Origin of the sequence: Streptomyces sp. NPDC048436 (assembly GCF_043200355.1) — a bacterium.
In the GTDB taxonomy this organism is placed as follows: Bacteria; Actinomycetota; Actinomycetes; order Streptomycetales; family Streptomycetaceae; genus Streptomyces.
Genome location: NZ_JBICXP010000005.1, coordinates 195267 through 208631 on the forward strand (window position 1 = coordinate 195267; position 13365 = coordinate 208631).

Below are 13365 nucleotides of genomic sequence, written 5' to 3' on the forward strand. Positions count from 1 at the left end.
CGTGATCGATATCAGTGAATCCGTGATGCAGCTTCTTCTCGCGTTGATCGTGGTCGGCCCGCTCATCGGTGCCGTGGCCGCCCTGCTCCCGGCTCCGCCCGGACTTAAGGGGAAGTCGCCGGACCAGGCCGTGCTCCGCCACGGCGTGATCGTGACCGGCGCGATCCTCATCGCCGCGATCGTCCTCGCGCTCGGCTTCGACCATGACCACCCGTCAAAAATGCAGGCCACGACCGATATCAGCTGGATCCCCGCACTCGACGTGCGCATCCACCTCGGCATCGACGGCATCTCGCTCCCCCTCCTGGTCCTGACCGCGCTCCTGACCTTCCTCTGCGCGCTGTACTCCTACTTCAAAATGCCGACTGGGCCGTCCCCCAAGGCATTTGTGGCACTGATCCTCGTGCTCGAGTCCGGCACCCTCGCGACCTTCGCCGTCCTCGACCTGCTGCTGTTCTTCCTGGCGTTCGAGATGGTGCTCATCCCGATGTACTTCCTCATCGCACGCTGGGGCGGCGCCGAACGCACCCGGGCAGCCTGGAAGTTCATCCTCTTTACGCTGCTCGGCTCCGTCGTGATGCTGCTCGGCCTCCTCCTCATCGGGCTCAACTCCGGCACTTTTGACATGGTGGCACTCGCCACTGACAACGGCCGCGGGCTCTCCACATCCGTGCAGGTCACCGCCGTTCTGGCGGTCGGAATCGGGCTCGCGGTCAAGACGCCGATGTGGCCGCTGCACAGCTGGCTGCCGGACGCGCACACCGCCGCGCCCACCGTCGGCTCGGTCCTGCTGGCCGGCGTGCTGCTGAAGATGGGCACGTACGGATTCGTCCGGATCCTGCTGCCCGTCACGCCCGACGGAATGCACACCTTCGCGCCGTACCTCGCGGCCTTCGCGGTCGTCGGGATCATCTACGGCTCGCTCGCCTGCCTCGCCCTCGCCAAGCAGGGCGCGAAGGGCGACCTCAAGCGCCTCATCGCGTACTCGTCCGTGGGCCACATGGGCTTCGTCCTGCTCGGCATCTCGACGATGAGCCCGACCGGCGTGAACGGCGCGCTGTTCGCCAACATCGCGCACGGCCTTATCACCGGCCTGCTGTTCTTCCTCGTCGGCGCGCTCAAGGACCGCACCGGCACAAGCGACCTCGACACCCTCGCGCAGGAGTCGGGCGCCGCGCTCTACGGCAAGGCGCCCCGCCTCGGCGGTCTCCTCGCCTTCGGTGCCGTCGCCTCGCTCGGCCTGCCGGGCCTCGCCGGCTTCTGGGGCGAGATGCTCGCCCTGTTCGGCGCGTTCAAGCCCGCCGACGACCTCAGCCGCCCGGCCTTCCTCACCTTCATGGCGATCGCCGCGTTCGGCACCCTGCTCACCGCCGCGTACATGCTCATCGTCGTACGCCGCGTCTGCATGGGTCCGATGCCGCAGGGCGCGGCCACAACCGAAACCCCGGCGCTCGCCGACGTCCAGGGCTACGAACTCGCCGCCTGGACGCCGCTCGTCGCCCTCACCGTCCTCGCCGGGCTCTGGCCCGCCGCTCTGCTCGGTCTCACCGACCCGGCCGTCCAGCAGCTCCTCGCAGGAGGCAAGTCGTGACCGTGGCCGTCGAAAGCGCCGTCGGCGCCGTCCAGTCCGTCGACTGGCTCGCGATCGCCCCGCCCACCATCGCGGCGGTCGTCGGCCTCCTTGTGCTCGTCGCCGACCTCTTCGTGGGCGACAAGAACAAGGCGCTGCTCGGCTGGGTCTCCGTGGCGGGACTCGCCGCCGCCGCTCTCTCCCTGCTGCCGATCCTCGACGACGACCGGTCGACCTTCTGTCTGACCGGCGGCGCGACCGCCTGCAGCTACACCGCCGACCGCTTCACGCTCGTCATCCAACTGCTCGTACTCGGCGGCGCCTTGCTGGCCGCGCTGCTCTCCATGAGCACCCTCAAGGACGCGAACGGCACCAACAAGGAACTCCCCGAAGGGGAGTTCTGGTTCCTGCTGCTCTCCTCCGCCGCGGGCGCCGCGCTGCTGCCCGCCTCGCGCGACCTCGCGACGCTCGTCGTGGCCCTCGAAGTGGCCTCCCTGCCCGCGTTCGCGCTCGTCGGCCTCCGGCACGGCGACAAGAGGTCCTCCGAAGCGGCCCTGAAGTTCTTCCTCTCCTCCGTCACCGCCACCGCCGTGACGCTGATGGGCGTCAGCTTCGTGTACGCGGCGACCGGCACCCTGCACCTCACGGAGATCGCCGAGGAGCTCCAGCACGTCGACGGGCAGCTGGACACGCTCGCCCAGACCGGCGTCGCCCTCACCCTCGTCGGCTTCGCCTTCAAGGTGGCGGCCGTGCCCTTCCACTTCTGGGTGCCCGACACCTACGTAGGCGCGCCCTTGCCCGTCGCCGCTTACCTGTCCGTCGTCGGCAAGGCGGTCGGCTTCACCGGCCTGATCCTCGTCACCGTCGTCGCCTTCCCCTCGTACGCCGATGTGTGGGGCCCGGCGCTGGCCGTCCTCGCCGCCCTCACCATGACGGCGGGCAACGTGGCGGCGCTGAGGCAGCAGTCCACGCGCGCGTACAGCGCGGTCCGGCTGCTCGCCTGGTCATCGGTCGGCCAGGCGGGGTACCTCCTGGTGCCGATCGCCGCGGCCGGGTACGCCGACAATCCCGCGGAGGCCGAGAAGGCCGTCGGCTCCACCGTCGCGTACGCCCTGATGTACGCGGCCGTGAACCTCGGAGCGTTCGCCGTCGCCGCGCTCGTCGGCCGCACCCAGCGCCTGAACCGCGTCAGCGACTACCGGGGCCTCTACGCCAGAAGCCCGCTCGCCGCGCTGGTGCTCGGCTTCTTCCTGCTCTGCCTCGCGGGCCTGCCGCCGGGCATCATCGGCCTCTTCGCGAAGGTCACCGTCTTCTCTGCGGCGGTCGACGCGGGCCTGGGCTGGCTCGCCGTGGTGATGGCCGTGAACGTCGTGATCGCGCTCTTCTACTACCTGCAGTGGACCGCGCTGCTGTTCCGCGCTCCGGAGGGTGAGCCGGTGAAGCACCGCGTCCCGGCTCCGCTGACGGCCGCCATCGCCCTGACCGCGGTCCTCGGCATCGCGCTCTCCGGAGCGCCGCAGCTCGTCCTGAGGTTCTCCGACACCGGCCTCTTCTGACGGGCCCCCTGCCCTCCGGGAGTCTCTCCGCAAGGCCGCTCGGGCCTCACCCGAGCGGCCCACACCGCTCCTGCGCGCACAAGGGAACTAGTGCTCCCCGCCTGGCGTTGACCAGTACGGGAGGGTCCACTGAAGAGTGGAAGCACCAGTAGGCAGAGGGTTCCCCCACGCACCACCAGGAGGGCGTACCGTGCACCGCCGGCATAACGGGCTGAAGACCGCCGTACTCCTCGGGGGACTGTCCGCACTCATCCTTGTCATCGGCAGTTTCTTCGGCCGTACGGGCTTGATCGTCGCGCTCTTCGTGGCGCTCGGAACCAACGCGTACGCGTACTGGAACAGCGACAAGCTCGCCCTGCGCGCCATGCGCGCGCGCCCGGTGAGCGAGTTCGAGGCCCCCGAGCTGTACCGCATGGTCCGAGAGCTCTCCACCCAGGCCCGCCAGCCCATGCCCCGGCTCTACATCTCGCCCACCGAGGCGCCGAACGCGTTCGCGACCGGCCGTAACCCGCGCAACGCGGCGGTGTGCTGCACCGACGGCATCCTGCGCCTCCTGGACGAGCGCGAGCTGCGGGGCGTCATCGGCCATGAGCTGAGCCATGTCTACAACCGCGACATCCTGATCTCGTCGGTAGCCGGCGCACTCGCCTCGGTGATCATGTTCCTGGTCAACTTCGCCTGGCTGATCCCCGTAGGCAGGTCGAACGACAACGAAGGCCCCGGGATCTTCGGCATGCTGCTGATCATGCTCCTGGGTCCGCTGGCGGCGTCCGTCATCCAGCTCGCCATCAGCCGTTCCAGGGAGTACGAGGCGGACGCGTCCGGCGCGCAGCTCACGGGCGACCCGCTGGCCCTGGCGAGCGCCCTGCGCAAACTCGACGCGGGCACGAAGCAGCTCCCGCTGCCGCCCGAGCCACGTCTTGAGACGGCAAGTCACATGATGATTGCGAACCCTTTCCGTCCGGGGCAGGGCATGTCCAAGATGTTCTCCACGCATCCGCCGATGGCGGAGCGCATTGCCCGGCTCGAGCAGATGGCAGGTCGCCACCAGTGAAGACAATCCTCAACGTCATTTGGCTCGTCCTGTGCGGCTTCTGGATGTTCCTCGGTTACCTGCTGGCCGGGGTGCTCTTGTGCATCACGGTCATCGGCATCCCCTTCGGAGTCGCCAGTTTCCGCATCGGCCGCTATGCCCTGTGGCCCTTCGGCTACACGACAGTTGAGCGCCGTGACGCGGGCGCGCCGTCCTGCATCGTGAACATCCTGTGGCTGATCCTCGCGGGCTGGTGGCTCGCGCTCGGCCACATCGTCACCGGCTTCCTGCTCTGCGTCACGATCATCGGTATTCCGCTGGGCATCGCCAACTTCAAGCTGATCCCGGTGTCGTTGATGCCGCTGGGCCGCGAAATCGTCCGTACCGACCAGCCGTTCGCCTCGCGCTAGCGCGGCCGTCCGGGCAGCAGGCGGGCCGCCCGGCAGGCGCCCCGCTCGATTGTCAGTGCCGTGGTCCACCATGAACACATGACGGAAATCGAGGAGTTGCTGGACCGCGTGGCCGCCGAGGCCAAGACCGCAAGGCCCTGGGGCTGGGACGCGCTGCCCGTCCCCGCGAGCGCCCGCACCCTGGCCGCGGCCGAGGCGGCGCTCGGCTTCCCGCTCCCGCCGCTGCTCGCCGCCCTCTACACCGGCATAGGCGATGGCGGATTCGGCCCCGAGTACGGCCTGTTGCCCCTGCTCGAAGGCGTTTCGTCCGGAGGCGAGCCCTCGGCGGTCACCATGTACGAGGGGATGCGCGCCTCCGACTGGGGCTGGCCCGAAGGCGTGCTGCCGATATCCCACTGGGGCTGCGGGATGTACGCATGCGTGGACAGCCGCTCGGACACCGCCCCGGTCCTGCTCTTCGAGCCCAACGGCGGTGACCCGGAGCACGCCTGGTTCATCGACGCCCCGAGCCTCGCGGACTGGCTCACCATCTGGCTCGACGGCACCGGCTGGTACGAGGAGGACAACGAAGGCGCCGACCTGCCCCCGTGGCCGGGCCGCACCCCCACACCCGCCTGAACCTGCTGTGGCATACGCCGCACCGTACTGATCACCGCAACCGCGCCCCACCCTCATGACGTCCTTCAGGACAACAGCACACAGAGGGGCAGGTTCACCGCATGGGCATCATCAGCTGGTTCGTTCTGGGGCTGCTCGCCGGTGCCGTGGCCAAAATCCTGCTGCCAGGCCGCGACCCGGGCGGCTTCATCGGCACGACCGTCATCGGCATCGCGGGCGCCTTCATCGGCGGCTGGCTCTCCGCCCGCTACCTCGACCGCCCGATAGCCACCGACTTCTACGACGGAGCGACCTGGGCGGCGGCGATCGGCGGCTCACTCGTGCTGCTCATCGCCTACCGCATCCTCTTCGGTCACTCGCGCCGCTGAGGCACGTTCCCCCGATTCTGCGGCCAGCAGCAAGGGCGGGCACCCGGCTCGGGTGCCCGCCCTTGGGCGTCGTACGAAAGGGTGCGAACTACCGGTAGTTCACAAACTGCACGGCGAAGTCGAAGTCCTGCCCCTTGAGCAGCGCCTGCACGGCCTGGAGGTCGTCGCGGCTCTTCGAGCTGACCCGGAGCTCTTCGCCCTGGACCTGAGCCTTGACGCCCTTGGGGCCCTCATCACGGATGATCTTGGCGACCTTCTTCGCGTTCTCCTGGGAGATGCCCTCTTCGATCGAGGCGAAGATCTTGTACTCCTTGCCGGACAGCTGCGGCTCGCCGGCGTCCAGCGACTTCAGCGAGATACCGCGCTTGATCAGCTTGGACTGGAAGATGTCGAGGATGGCCTTGACCCGCTCCTCGCCGTTCGCCTCCATCAGGATCTTCTCGCCGGACCAGGCGATCGAGGCACCCGTGCCCTTGAAGTCGTAGCGCTGCGAGATCTCCTTGGCGGCCTGGTTGAGGGCGTTGTCGACCTCCTGCCGCTCGACCTTCGAGACGATGTCGAAACTGGAGTCGGCCATGTCCTGTGGCTCCTTGTATCGGGGTCTGCGTACTCAGCTGGTGCACGGCCTTCGGTCCCTGGCCGCATCCGCAAAGCCTAGCCACCGCCCCCGCACCGGGTACTGATCAATCGGGTGGCGAAGCACCCCTGTCCATCAGGTATCGTTTACGTCGTTGCCACGGAGCGCCGCGCCAAGCGGTCCCAGGCAGCGACCCAGGCGGTGTGCCCGAGCGGCCAAAGGGAGCAGACTGTAAATCTGCCGGCTCAGCCTTCCCAGGTTCGAATCCTGGCGCCGCCACACGAAGGAGACCCTCTCCGATCTTGCGGAAACGCGAGATGGAGGGGGTCTTTTCGTACGCTGAGGCCATGTCGTCAGGGTCATCAGTGTCGTCAGGGTCATCGCGCCGCAGGAACTGCCCCGAGTGCCGCCGGGAAATCGCCGTCGTCGGGGGTCGGTTCGCCCGTCATGATCCGCCGGGCTCGCACGGCAAGGGCGATCTCGTCTCCTGCCCCGGCTCCCGCAGGCACGCCCAGCTGGGCGCCGCACAGCCGGCTCTGGACGGGTACACGGTGCCGGACTTCCCCGGGCAGCTTCCGCTCTTCTGAGGCGCTCACGCGGGCCTCCAGGGGCTTTGGGCGGACGGTCGGCAGGTCGGCCGGTCGGCCGTCATGGCTGGCGTACGTCCATCCGGCTCACCAGACCGTCCTCGCGGAAGGTGTAGACGTGCTCGACAGTCGACGGAGCCCAGTGATCGCCCGTCTCGTCCCGCAGTCCGGGCCGCACGGTCGCCACGACCCGCCGCCCGTCGTCGTCGAGCCGCAGCCGCTCCAGGTGCACCAGAGGGTGCATCACCGCGAACTGCCGTGCCCAGTAGGCGCGTACCGCCGCGATCCCGCGAGCGCGGGTGTTGTCCAGGAGGTTCGGCCAGTCCACGTCCGGTGCCAGTGAGCGGGGGATGAAGGCCTCGCGCTCTTCGGTACTGAAGACGGCGTACATCCGTCGCAGCAAGGCTTCGTGCGCGGCGGGTACATCGGCGGCGGGCATGGGAGTTCCTCACGTAGGCGGCACTCTTCAGCCAAGCACCGCCCCGCCCGCGGGACATCCCTCAGAAGGCCCACATCCCCGTACGGTCCGTGCGGACGTCAGTTCCCCGCAACGGACTTGACCGCCACGGACACGGGCGTGGACCCGCTGATCAGCTCCAGCGTCAGGCCCGCCGTCGCCGACGAGTCGACGAGCTCCGCGAGCACCGCCGCCACGTCGTCCCGCGGGATCGGGCCGCGTCCGGTCGACGCCTCCAGACGCACGAGACCGGTGCCCGCGTCGTCCGTCAGCATGCCGGGGCGCAGGATCGTCCAGTCCAGGGCCGCGCGCCCGCGTACGGACGCGTCGGCCTCGCCCTTGGCCCGCAGATAGGCGTCGAAGATCTCGTCGCCCTTGTGCGCGGGGTCCGCGCCCATCGACGACACGACCACGTAGCGCCGGACTCCGGCGCGCTCCGCCGCGTCCGCGAAGAGCACGGCGGCGTCGCGGTCCACGGTGTTCTTGCGGTCGGCCCCGCTGCCCGGCCCCGCGCCCGCCGCGAAGACGGCCGCGTCGGCGCCCTCCAGGTGCCCGGCGACCTCTTCCACGGACGCCGACTCCAGGTCGCACAGCGCGGCTTCGGCACCCGCCTCCCGCAGATCCGCCTCCTGCCCGGCCTTACGGATGAGCCCGACGACCTCGTCACCCCGCGCGGCGAGCAACCGCTCGAGCCGCAGCGCGATCTGACCATGACCTCCAGCGATGACAATGCGCATGTCTTCGACCGTACGGCAGGCACCGCGTGTTCGCCCCGCACGCGCGGGGGCATGACCGGAACGGCCGCCCGCCCTCAGGACGGTTCGGCCCCTTTCGGCCGACCGGGCCCGGCCCCCTTCGTCCGTCCCTGCCGCGGCAGATCGAGCGCCACGGCGGCGGCCGAATCGCAGTACTCCCGCACCGCGCTCGTCCGTGCCACCACGCGCCCCCGGTGCACCACGATGCGGCTGTACGCGAGCGAGAGCGCGCCCGCGAGATGTTCGCCGCGCACCGCGAGGAGCTCGGCGGGGAAGCCCGCCTCCACCCTGACCTGGGGCAGGCCCATCGCGGCCCGTGCCGCGGCGCTCACCGCGCCGTACGCGGCCTCGGGCCGCAGCCCGCTCCGCGAGGCCAGCAGATAGGCGGCTTCCAGCGGATCCCCGCGCCCCACGGGGTTCGACACGTCCCGCATGGCCCCGCTGCCGGCGGCGACCCGCACCCCGGCCGCCCGCAGCAGCCGGACCGGAGCCACGGCACCGCGCCGGTCCACGCTTCCGCATCCGCCCTGCGGCAGGCACACCACCGTCACGCCGGCCGCCGCCAGCTGGTCGGCGGTCCGCGCGGCCACGTCCGACGGCAGCCGCCCGAGCCCGCCGCACGGCCCGATCGTCACCCCGGGCCGCAGCCCGCCCGCCATGGCCGCGAGCCGCCCGAGTCGCGCCGGATCGGTGCCGTCCGTGTGCAGGTCGACGGGGCAGCCGTGCTCGGCGGCGACCTCGAGCACCGCCTCCACGTAGCCGGTCGGGTCGGGGTCGAGGTCGGGGCAACCGCCCACTACGGAGGCGCCCATTTTCACCGCGTCCCGCAGCATCGCGAGCCCGTCGGCACCGGCAAGCCCGGTCAGCAGTCCCGGCACGGCCACGGTCGACAGGTCGACCAGACCACGCAGCGAACGGCGCGCCTGCAGCACCGCCTCCATCGACGTGAGCCCCTGGACGTCGCCGATCCGCACATGTGAACGCAGCGCCGTCGCGCCGTGCCCGAGCTGGAGCAGGGCGGCCTCGGTGGTCCGCCGCTGGACGTCGGGGAGGTCGTACGAGATCGGGCCGTCCCCCTCCGCGGAGAGGGCCGTGTCGCTGTGCGCGTGCGGCTCGGCAGCGGCGGGCAGCAGGAGGTAGCCGGCGAGGTCCACGTGCGCGGCGTGCGCGGTGAGGCTGCCCGCGGTGCCGACCGCTTCGATGCGCCCGGAACCGAGCCGCACGTCCACGGTCCGGCCGTCGGTCAGCCGGGCGCCGCGGAGGAGCAGTGCGGTGGCGTCGGCGGCATCGTCTCCTGAGGGCCCGGAAGAGCCGGAGGAGCCGGAGGAGTGGGGCTGCGGCTGGCTGTCGGGCATCGCGCTCCTGAGGTTCGGGGGCGGCTGCGCGGGTGGCCGGCGTCCGGGACTGAGGCGTCCGGGATCCCGCCCAAGATCACGCAACGTGGGTCGAGCCTAGGACGACGGCAGGCCCTCTTCGAGGAGGAGCGAAATAGTCGTACCGGCGTGGTGCGCGGGGTCTGCGCCGGCGTGGCGCGGGGGCCCGAACCGGCGTGGCGCGACGGCCCGAACCGGCGTGGCGCGACGACCCGAACCAATGTGGCGCGTGGGCCCGAACCGGCGTGGCGTGAGGCGCCGAAGTGACGTGGTGAGGCGGCCGGGACGCATGCCGACATGCCCTTGGACGGGCCTGCCGAAACGGATTTGGGCGATCGGCGACCAACCGTGTAATGTCTTCATCGCTCGCCCCAATAGCTCAGTCGGTAGAGCGTCTCCATGGTAAGGAGAAGGTCTACGGTTCGATTCCGTATTGGGGCTCTGATGTCGCGTGATCCTCGCCCTCGGGCGAGGGGATCCGGCATCGCAGCGGTGTAGCTCAGTCGGTAGAGCAAGCGGCTCATAATCGCTGTGTCACCGGTTCAAGTCCGGTCACCGCTACTCAATTGGTAGCCGATTGTGGGGTCGGACCTTCGATCGGCTACTCTTTTTTTGCGTTCATCCGTCCATCCGTCCGTCAAGGAGCACTCACGTGGCTGCCACAGACGTCCGCCCGAAGATCACGCTGGCCTGCGTGGAGTGCAAGGAGCGGAACTACATCACCAAGAAGAACCGGCGTAACGACCCGGACCGTCTTGAGATGAAGAAGCACTGCCCGCGCTGCAACGCGCACACTGCGCACCGCGAAACGCGCTAGATACAGGCTCGTACACGAGGCCGTCCCCGATTCTGGGGGCGGCCTCGCGTCGTTTATCCATACGTGATCCATACGTGCAGGAGGTACCGAGTCCATGGCGCTCGACCAGTCATTCGTGGGGCGGTCCTACCCGCCCACCGATCCCTATGAGGTCGGCCGGGAGAAGATCCGTGAGTTCGCGGAGGCGGTGGGTGACACCAACCCCGCCTACACCGACACGGAAGCCGCCAAGGCTTTTGGGCACCCCGACGTGATCGCCCCGCCGACTTTCGTGTTCGCCATCTCGTTCAAGGCCGCGGGTCAGGTCATCGAGGACCCGCAGCTGGGACTCGACTACAGCCGCGTCGTACACGGGGACCAGAAGTTCGCGTACACGCGCCCGGTGCGCGCGGGGGACCGGCTGACGGTCACCTCGACCATCGAGGCCATCAAGTCGATGGCGGGCAACGACATCCTGGACATCCGTGGCGAGGTCCACGACGAGGCCGGCGAGCACGTCGTGACCGCCTGGACCAAGCTCGTCGCGCGTGCGGCGGAGCCCGCGGCAGCGGAGGCGTGAGGCGATGACAGCGAAGATTTCGTACGACAGTGTCGAGGTCGGCACCGAGCTGACGGCCCAGAGCTTTCCTGTGACGCGCGCCACGCTGGTGCGGTACGCGGGAGCCTCCGGCGACTTCAACCCGATCCACTGGAACGAGAAGTTCGCGGTCGAGGTCGGTCTTCCCGACGTCATCGCGCACGGCATGTTCACCATGGCCGAGGCGATCCGCGTGGTGACGGACTGGGTGGGTGATCCGGCCGCCGTCGTCGAGTACGGCGTGCGCTTCACCAAGCCCGTCGTGGTTCCGAACGACGACAAGGGCGCGCTGATCGAGGTCAGCGGCAAGGTCGCCCAGAAGCTCGACGACAACCGGGTCCGGGTGGACCTGGTGGCGACGAGCGCGGGCCAGAAGGTGCTCGGGATGTCCCGTGCCGTGGTCCAGCTCGCCTGATCGTCGGATCGTCGGATCGTCGGATCACCGCGTCGGCGTAGGTAAGGGGCGCTCGCACTGGCGAGCGCCCCTTACGCGTACCCGTTCCCTCTATACACGTCCCGCCGCGCACACCCCTTGACCTAGGTAGTGATTGGCCACTAACTTGGCCGCATGGTCAGGATGAGCGCAGAAGAGCGGCGGGAGAGTGTCGTCCGCGCGGCGATGATCGAATTCGCCCGCGGCGGCTACAACGGCACGTCCACCGAGGCGATCGCCAAGCGGGTGGGCGTCTCGCAGCCCTATCTCTTCCGGCTCTTCCCCGGCAAGCAGGCCATCTTCCTCGCCGCGGCCCTTCGGTGCTGCCAGGAGACCACGGAGGTCTTCAGTGCGGCGGCCGAGGGGCTGGAGGGGGAGGAGGCCCTGCATTGCATGGGGCAGGCCTACCAGGCGCTCATCGCCGACGACCCGGACAAGCTGCTCATGCAGATGCAGATGTACGTCGCCGTGGCGTCGGCCGAAGCGTCAGGTGACCGGGAGTTCGGGGAGGCGCTGCGGGCCGCCTGGATGGACATGTATGACGCGGCCCGGCTGGGGATGGGGGCGGACGTCGACGAGACGACGCAGTTTCTGGCGTACGGGATGCTGATCAACGTCCTGGTGTCGATGGGGTTCAAGCCCGATCACCGGGTGTGGGCCGGCTTCTACGACTCGGCGCAGCCCAAGAGGTAAGTGGCAGGTGTCATGGGGGGCGTGCTTTTTGCGCCCGTGAAAGTTAGTCATCAATAACTAACCACAGGGGAAGCAATGTCACAGCAGACCGGGAAGCAGACCGCGAAGTGGGGAAGTGCCGCCTGGGCGCTCGCCATCACCAGCGTCGCGGGATTCATGGCGGCGCTCGACAACCTCGTCGTCACCACCGCCCTGCCGTCCATCCGCGAGGACCTCGGAGGCGGCCTCGACGACCTTGAGTGGACGGTGAGCGCCTACACCCTGACCTTCGCCGTACTGCTGATGTTCGGAGCGGCCCTGGGTGACCGCTTCGGCCGGCGCAGGCTCTTCATCGCCGGCCTCGCGGTCTTCACCGGAGCCTCCGCCGCCGCGGCCCTCGCGCCCGGCATCGAGGCGCTGATCGCCGCCCGGGCGGTCCAGGGCGTGGGCGCCGCGGTCATGATGCCGCTGACGCTCACCCTGCTGACGGCGGCCGTGCCGGTGGCCAAGCGCGGTATGGCGTACGGGATATGGGGCGCCGTCAACGGCCTCGCGGTCGCCAGCGGTCCGCTCATCGGAGGCACCCTCACCGAACACGCGTCCTGGCAGTGGATCTTCTGGCTGAACGTCCCGCTCGGCCTCGCCCTGCTGCCGCTCGCCCGGCTGCGGCTCGCCGAGTCGCACGGCACGGGAGCGCCGCTCGACATCACCGGAACGCTGCTGGCCAGCGGCGGGCTCTTCGGCATCGTCTACGCCCTGATCCGCGGCAACCTCGACGGCTGGACCAGCGCGACCGTCCTCGTCGGCCTGATCGGCGGCGGCGTGCTCCTGGCGCTCTTCGTCCGCCACGGCATCCGCAGCGAGAACCCGATGCTGCCGATGCGGCTCTTCCGCAGCCGGGCCTTCTCCGCGATCAACGCCGCGAGCCTGCTGATGTTCGTCGGGATGTTCGGCTCGATCTTCCTGCTCAGTCAGTTCCTGCAGACGGTTCTCGGCTACTCGCCCACCGAGGCGGGCCTGCGGATGCTCCCCTGGACCGGCATGCCGATGATCGTCGCGCCCCTTGCGGGCTATCTCTCGGACCGGATCGGCGGCCGCCCGGTCGTGACGGTGGGTCTCGCGCTCCAGGCCATCGGACTCGGCTGGTTCGCGTTCATCGTGGAGCCCGATATGTCGTACGCCGCCCAGCTGCCCGCCCTGATCATCAGCGGGATCGGCATGGCGCTGTACTTCGCCCCCGCCGCCAACCTGGTGATGTCCAGCGTCCGCCCCTCGGAGCAGGGCATCGCGTCCGGTGCCAACAACGCCTTCCGGGAGGTCGGCGGCGCCCTCGGTATCGCGGTCCTCGCCTCGGTCTTCTCCGGGCAAGGCGGCTACGGCACCCCGCAGACCTTCGTGGACGGTCTCGCCCCCTCGCTCTGGGTGGGCGCCGCGGTGGTCGCCGCGGGCGCGGTGGCCGCGTGGCTGCTTCCCCGGGTGGGCGGCACCAAGCAGACGGCCGACGCCGACGCCGCTTCGCCCGCCGAGAGCGAGCGCGTCCCGGTCGGCGTGTGAACCGGCCT

At 69.7% G+C, this 13365-nt stretch carries 16 protein-coding genes and 3 tRNA genes; 15 read left to right on the forward strand and 4 right to left on the reverse strand.

Annotated elements, in window-relative coordinates; translation table 11 throughout:
* Window position 1 precedes the first annotated feature (1 nt).
* From ACGFX9_RS19360 to ACGFX9_RS19385, 6 genes are all read left to right on the forward strand, one after another.
* Window positions 2-1591: a NuoM family protein gene (locus ACGFX9_RS19360; RefSeq protein WP_393473008.1), complete on the forward strand. Its 1590-nt coding sequence runs from the start codon at window positions 2-4 to the stop codon at window positions 1589-1591.
* A complete protein-coding gene (locus ACGFX9_RS19365; protein ID WP_393473010.1) occupies window positions 1588-3126 on the forward strand; it encodes an NADH-quinone oxidoreductase subunit N in 1539 nt (512 codons plus the stop codon). The genes ACGFX9_RS19360 and ACGFX9_RS19365 overlap by 4 nt, the downstream gene beginning before the upstream one ends.
* 190 nt (window positions 3127-3316) lie before the next feature.
* Window positions 3317-4180, forward strand: a complete 864-nt coding sequence (htpX, locus tag ACGFX9_RS19370) for a zinc metalloprotease HtpX (protein WP_393473013.1) — start codon at window positions 3317-3319, stop codon at window positions 4178-4180.
* A complete protein-coding gene (locus tag ACGFX9_RS19375) occupies window positions 4177-4569 on the forward strand; it encodes a YccF domain-containing protein (RefSeq protein WP_393473016.1) in 393 nt (130 codons plus the stop codon). The genes htpX and ACGFX9_RS19375 overlap by 4 nt, the downstream gene beginning before the upstream one ends.
* A 78-nt stretch (window positions 4570-4647) precedes the next feature.
* Window positions 4648-5187, forward strand: coding sequence for an SMI1/KNR4 family protein (locus ACGFX9_RS19380; protein WP_393473019.1), 540 nt, complete (start codon window positions 4648-4650; stop codon window positions 5185-5187).
* A gap of 101 nt (window positions 5188-5288) precedes the next feature.
* Window positions 5289-5555, forward strand: coding sequence for a GlsB/YeaQ/YmgE family stress response membrane protein (locus ACGFX9_RS19385; RefSeq protein ID WP_393473022.1), 267 nt, complete (start codon window positions 5289-5291; stop codon window positions 5553-5555).
* An 88-nt stretch (window positions 5556-5643) separates the two neighbouring features.
* Here ACGFX9_RS19385 and ACGFX9_RS19390 read toward each other — a convergent pair whose 3' ends face one another.
* Window positions 5644-6132, reverse strand: coding sequence for a YajQ family cyclic di-GMP-binding protein (locus tag ACGFX9_RS19390; protein ID WP_393473025.1), 489 nt, complete (start codon window positions 6130-6132; stop codon window positions 5644-5646).
* Window positions 6133-6329: 197 nt separating this feature from the next.
* Between ACGFX9_RS19390 and ACGFX9_RS19395 the strand changes: the two genes are divergently transcribed.
* Both ACGFX9_RS19395 and ACGFX9_RS19400 read left to right on the forward strand, forming a co-directional pair.
* Window positions 6330-6411, forward strand: a tRNA-Tyr gene (locus tag ACGFX9_RS19395).
* Between the two features lie 68 nt (window positions 6412-6479).
* Entirely contained in the window at window positions 6480-6719 is a 240-nt protein-coding gene (locus ACGFX9_RS19400) for a hypothetical protein (RefSeq protein WP_393473028.1), read from the forward strand.
* 61 nt (window positions 6720-6780) lie between these two features.
* Here ACGFX9_RS19400 and ACGFX9_RS19405 read toward each other — a convergent pair whose 3' ends face one another.
* From ACGFX9_RS19405 to ACGFX9_RS19415, 3 genes are all read right to left on the reverse strand, one after another.
* Window positions 6781-7158, reverse strand: coding sequence for a nuclear transport factor 2 family protein (locus ACGFX9_RS19405; RefSeq protein WP_393473031.1), 378 nt, complete (start codon window positions 7156-7158; stop codon window positions 6781-6783).
* A 98-nt stretch (window positions 7159-7256) separates the two neighbouring features.
* Window positions 7257-7913 (reverse strand): SDR family oxidoreductase, encoded by a 657-nt coding sequence (locus tag ACGFX9_RS19410; protein WP_393473034.1) that lies wholly within the window; start codon window positions 7911-7913, stop codon window positions 7257-7259.
* Window positions 7914-7987: 74 nt separating this feature from the next.
* Window positions 7988-9286 (reverse strand): amidohydrolase family protein, encoded by a 1299-nt coding sequence (locus ACGFX9_RS19415; protein ID WP_393473037.1) that lies wholly within the window; start codon window positions 9284-9286, stop codon window positions 7988-7990.
* Window positions 9287-9672: 386 nt separating this feature from the next.
* Here ACGFX9_RS19415 and ACGFX9_RS19420 point away from each other — a divergent pair.
* From ACGFX9_RS19420 to ACGFX9_RS19450, 7 genes are all read left to right on the forward strand, one after another.
* Window positions 9673-9745: transfer RNA gene (locus tag ACGFX9_RS19420), tRNA-Thr, on the forward strand.
* Window positions 9746-9792: 47 nt separating this feature from the next.
* Window positions 9793-9865: transfer RNA gene (locus ACGFX9_RS19425), tRNA-Met, on the forward strand.
* A 91-nt stretch (window positions 9866-9956) separates the two neighbouring features.
* Window positions 9957-10121 (forward strand): 50S ribosomal protein L33, encoded by a 165-nt coding sequence (gene rpmG / locus ACGFX9_RS19430; protein ID WP_004571794.1) that lies wholly within the window; start codon window positions 9957-9959, stop codon window positions 10119-10121.
* Window positions 10122-10215: 94 nt separating this feature from the next.
* Window positions 10216-10680, forward strand: coding sequence for a MaoC family dehydratase N-terminal domain-containing protein (locus tag ACGFX9_RS19435; protein WP_393473040.1), 465 nt, complete (start codon window positions 10216-10218; stop codon window positions 10678-10680).
* Between the two features lie 4 nt (window positions 10681-10684).
* Window positions 10685-11113: a MaoC family dehydratase gene (locus ACGFX9_RS19440; protein WP_393473043.1), complete on the forward strand. Its 429-nt coding sequence runs from the start codon at window positions 10685-10687 to the stop codon at window positions 11111-11113.
* A gap of 153 nt (window positions 11114-11266) precedes the next feature.
* The gene (locus ACGFX9_RS19445) at window positions 11267-11824 is read left to right on the forward strand and encodes a TetR/AcrR family transcriptional regulator (protein ID WP_393473046.1); all 558 of its coding nucleotides are present in this window, start codon (window positions 11267-11269) and stop codon (window positions 11822-11824) included.
* A gap of 75 nt (window positions 11825-11899) precedes the next feature.
* A complete protein-coding gene (locus ACGFX9_RS19450) occupies window positions 11900-13357 on the forward strand; it encodes a DHA2 family efflux MFS transporter permease subunit (protein ID WP_393473049.1) in 1458 nt (485 codons plus the stop codon).
* Window positions 13358-13365: the final 8 nt, after the last annotated feature.

What these genes read in the sequence shown, in the direction of transcription:
- ACGFX9_RS19385 (WP_393473022.1), top strand. Translation starts at nt 5,289, where the DNA reads ATGGGCATCATCAGCTGGTTCGTTCTGGGGCTGCTCGCCGGTGCCGTG.
- ACGFX9_RS19405 (WP_393473031.1), bottom strand. Translation starts at nt 7,158, where the DNA reads ATGCCCGCCGCCGATGTACCCGCCGCGCACGAAGCCTTGCTGCGACGG.
- ACGFX9_RS19415 (WP_393473037.1), bottom strand. Translation starts at nt 9,286, where the DNA reads ATGCCCGACAGCCAGCCGCAGCCCCACTCCTCCGGCTCCTCCGGCTCT.
- ACGFX9_RS19450 (WP_393473049.1), top strand. Translation starts at nt 11,900, where the DNA reads ATGTCACAGCAGACCGGGAAGCAGACCGCGAAGTGGGGAAGTGCCGCC.
- ACGFX9_RS19390 (WP_393473025.1), bottom strand. Translation starts at nt 6,132, where the DNA reads ATGGCCGACTCCAGTTTCGACATCGTCTCGAAGGTCGAGCGGCAGGAG.
- ACGFX9_RS19440 (WP_393473043.1), top strand. Translation starts at nt 10,685, where the DNA reads ATGACAGCGAAGATTTCGTACGACAGTGTCGAGGTCGGCACCGAGCTG.
- ACGFX9_RS19435 (WP_393473040.1), top strand. Translation starts at nt 10,216, where the DNA reads ATGGCGCTCGACCAGTCATTCGTGGGGCGGTCCTACCCGCCCACCGAT.
- ACGFX9_RS19400 (WP_393473028.1), top strand. Translation starts at nt 6,480, where the DNA reads ATGTCGTCAGGGTCATCAGTGTCGTCAGGGTCATCGCGCCGCAGGAAC.
- ACGFX9_RS19445 (WP_393473046.1), top strand. Translation starts at nt 11,267, where the DNA reads ATGGTCAGGATGAGCGCAGAAGAGCGGCGGGAGAGTGTCGTCCGCGCG.
- ACGFX9_RS19380 (WP_393473019.1), top strand. Translation starts at nt 4,648, where the DNA reads ATGACGGAAATCGAGGAGTTGCTGGACCGCGTGGCCGCCGAGGCCAAG.
- ACGFX9_RS19410 (WP_393473034.1), bottom strand. Translation starts at nt 7,913, where the DNA reads ATGCGCATTGTCATCGCTGGAGGTCATGGTCAGATCGCGCTGCGGCTC.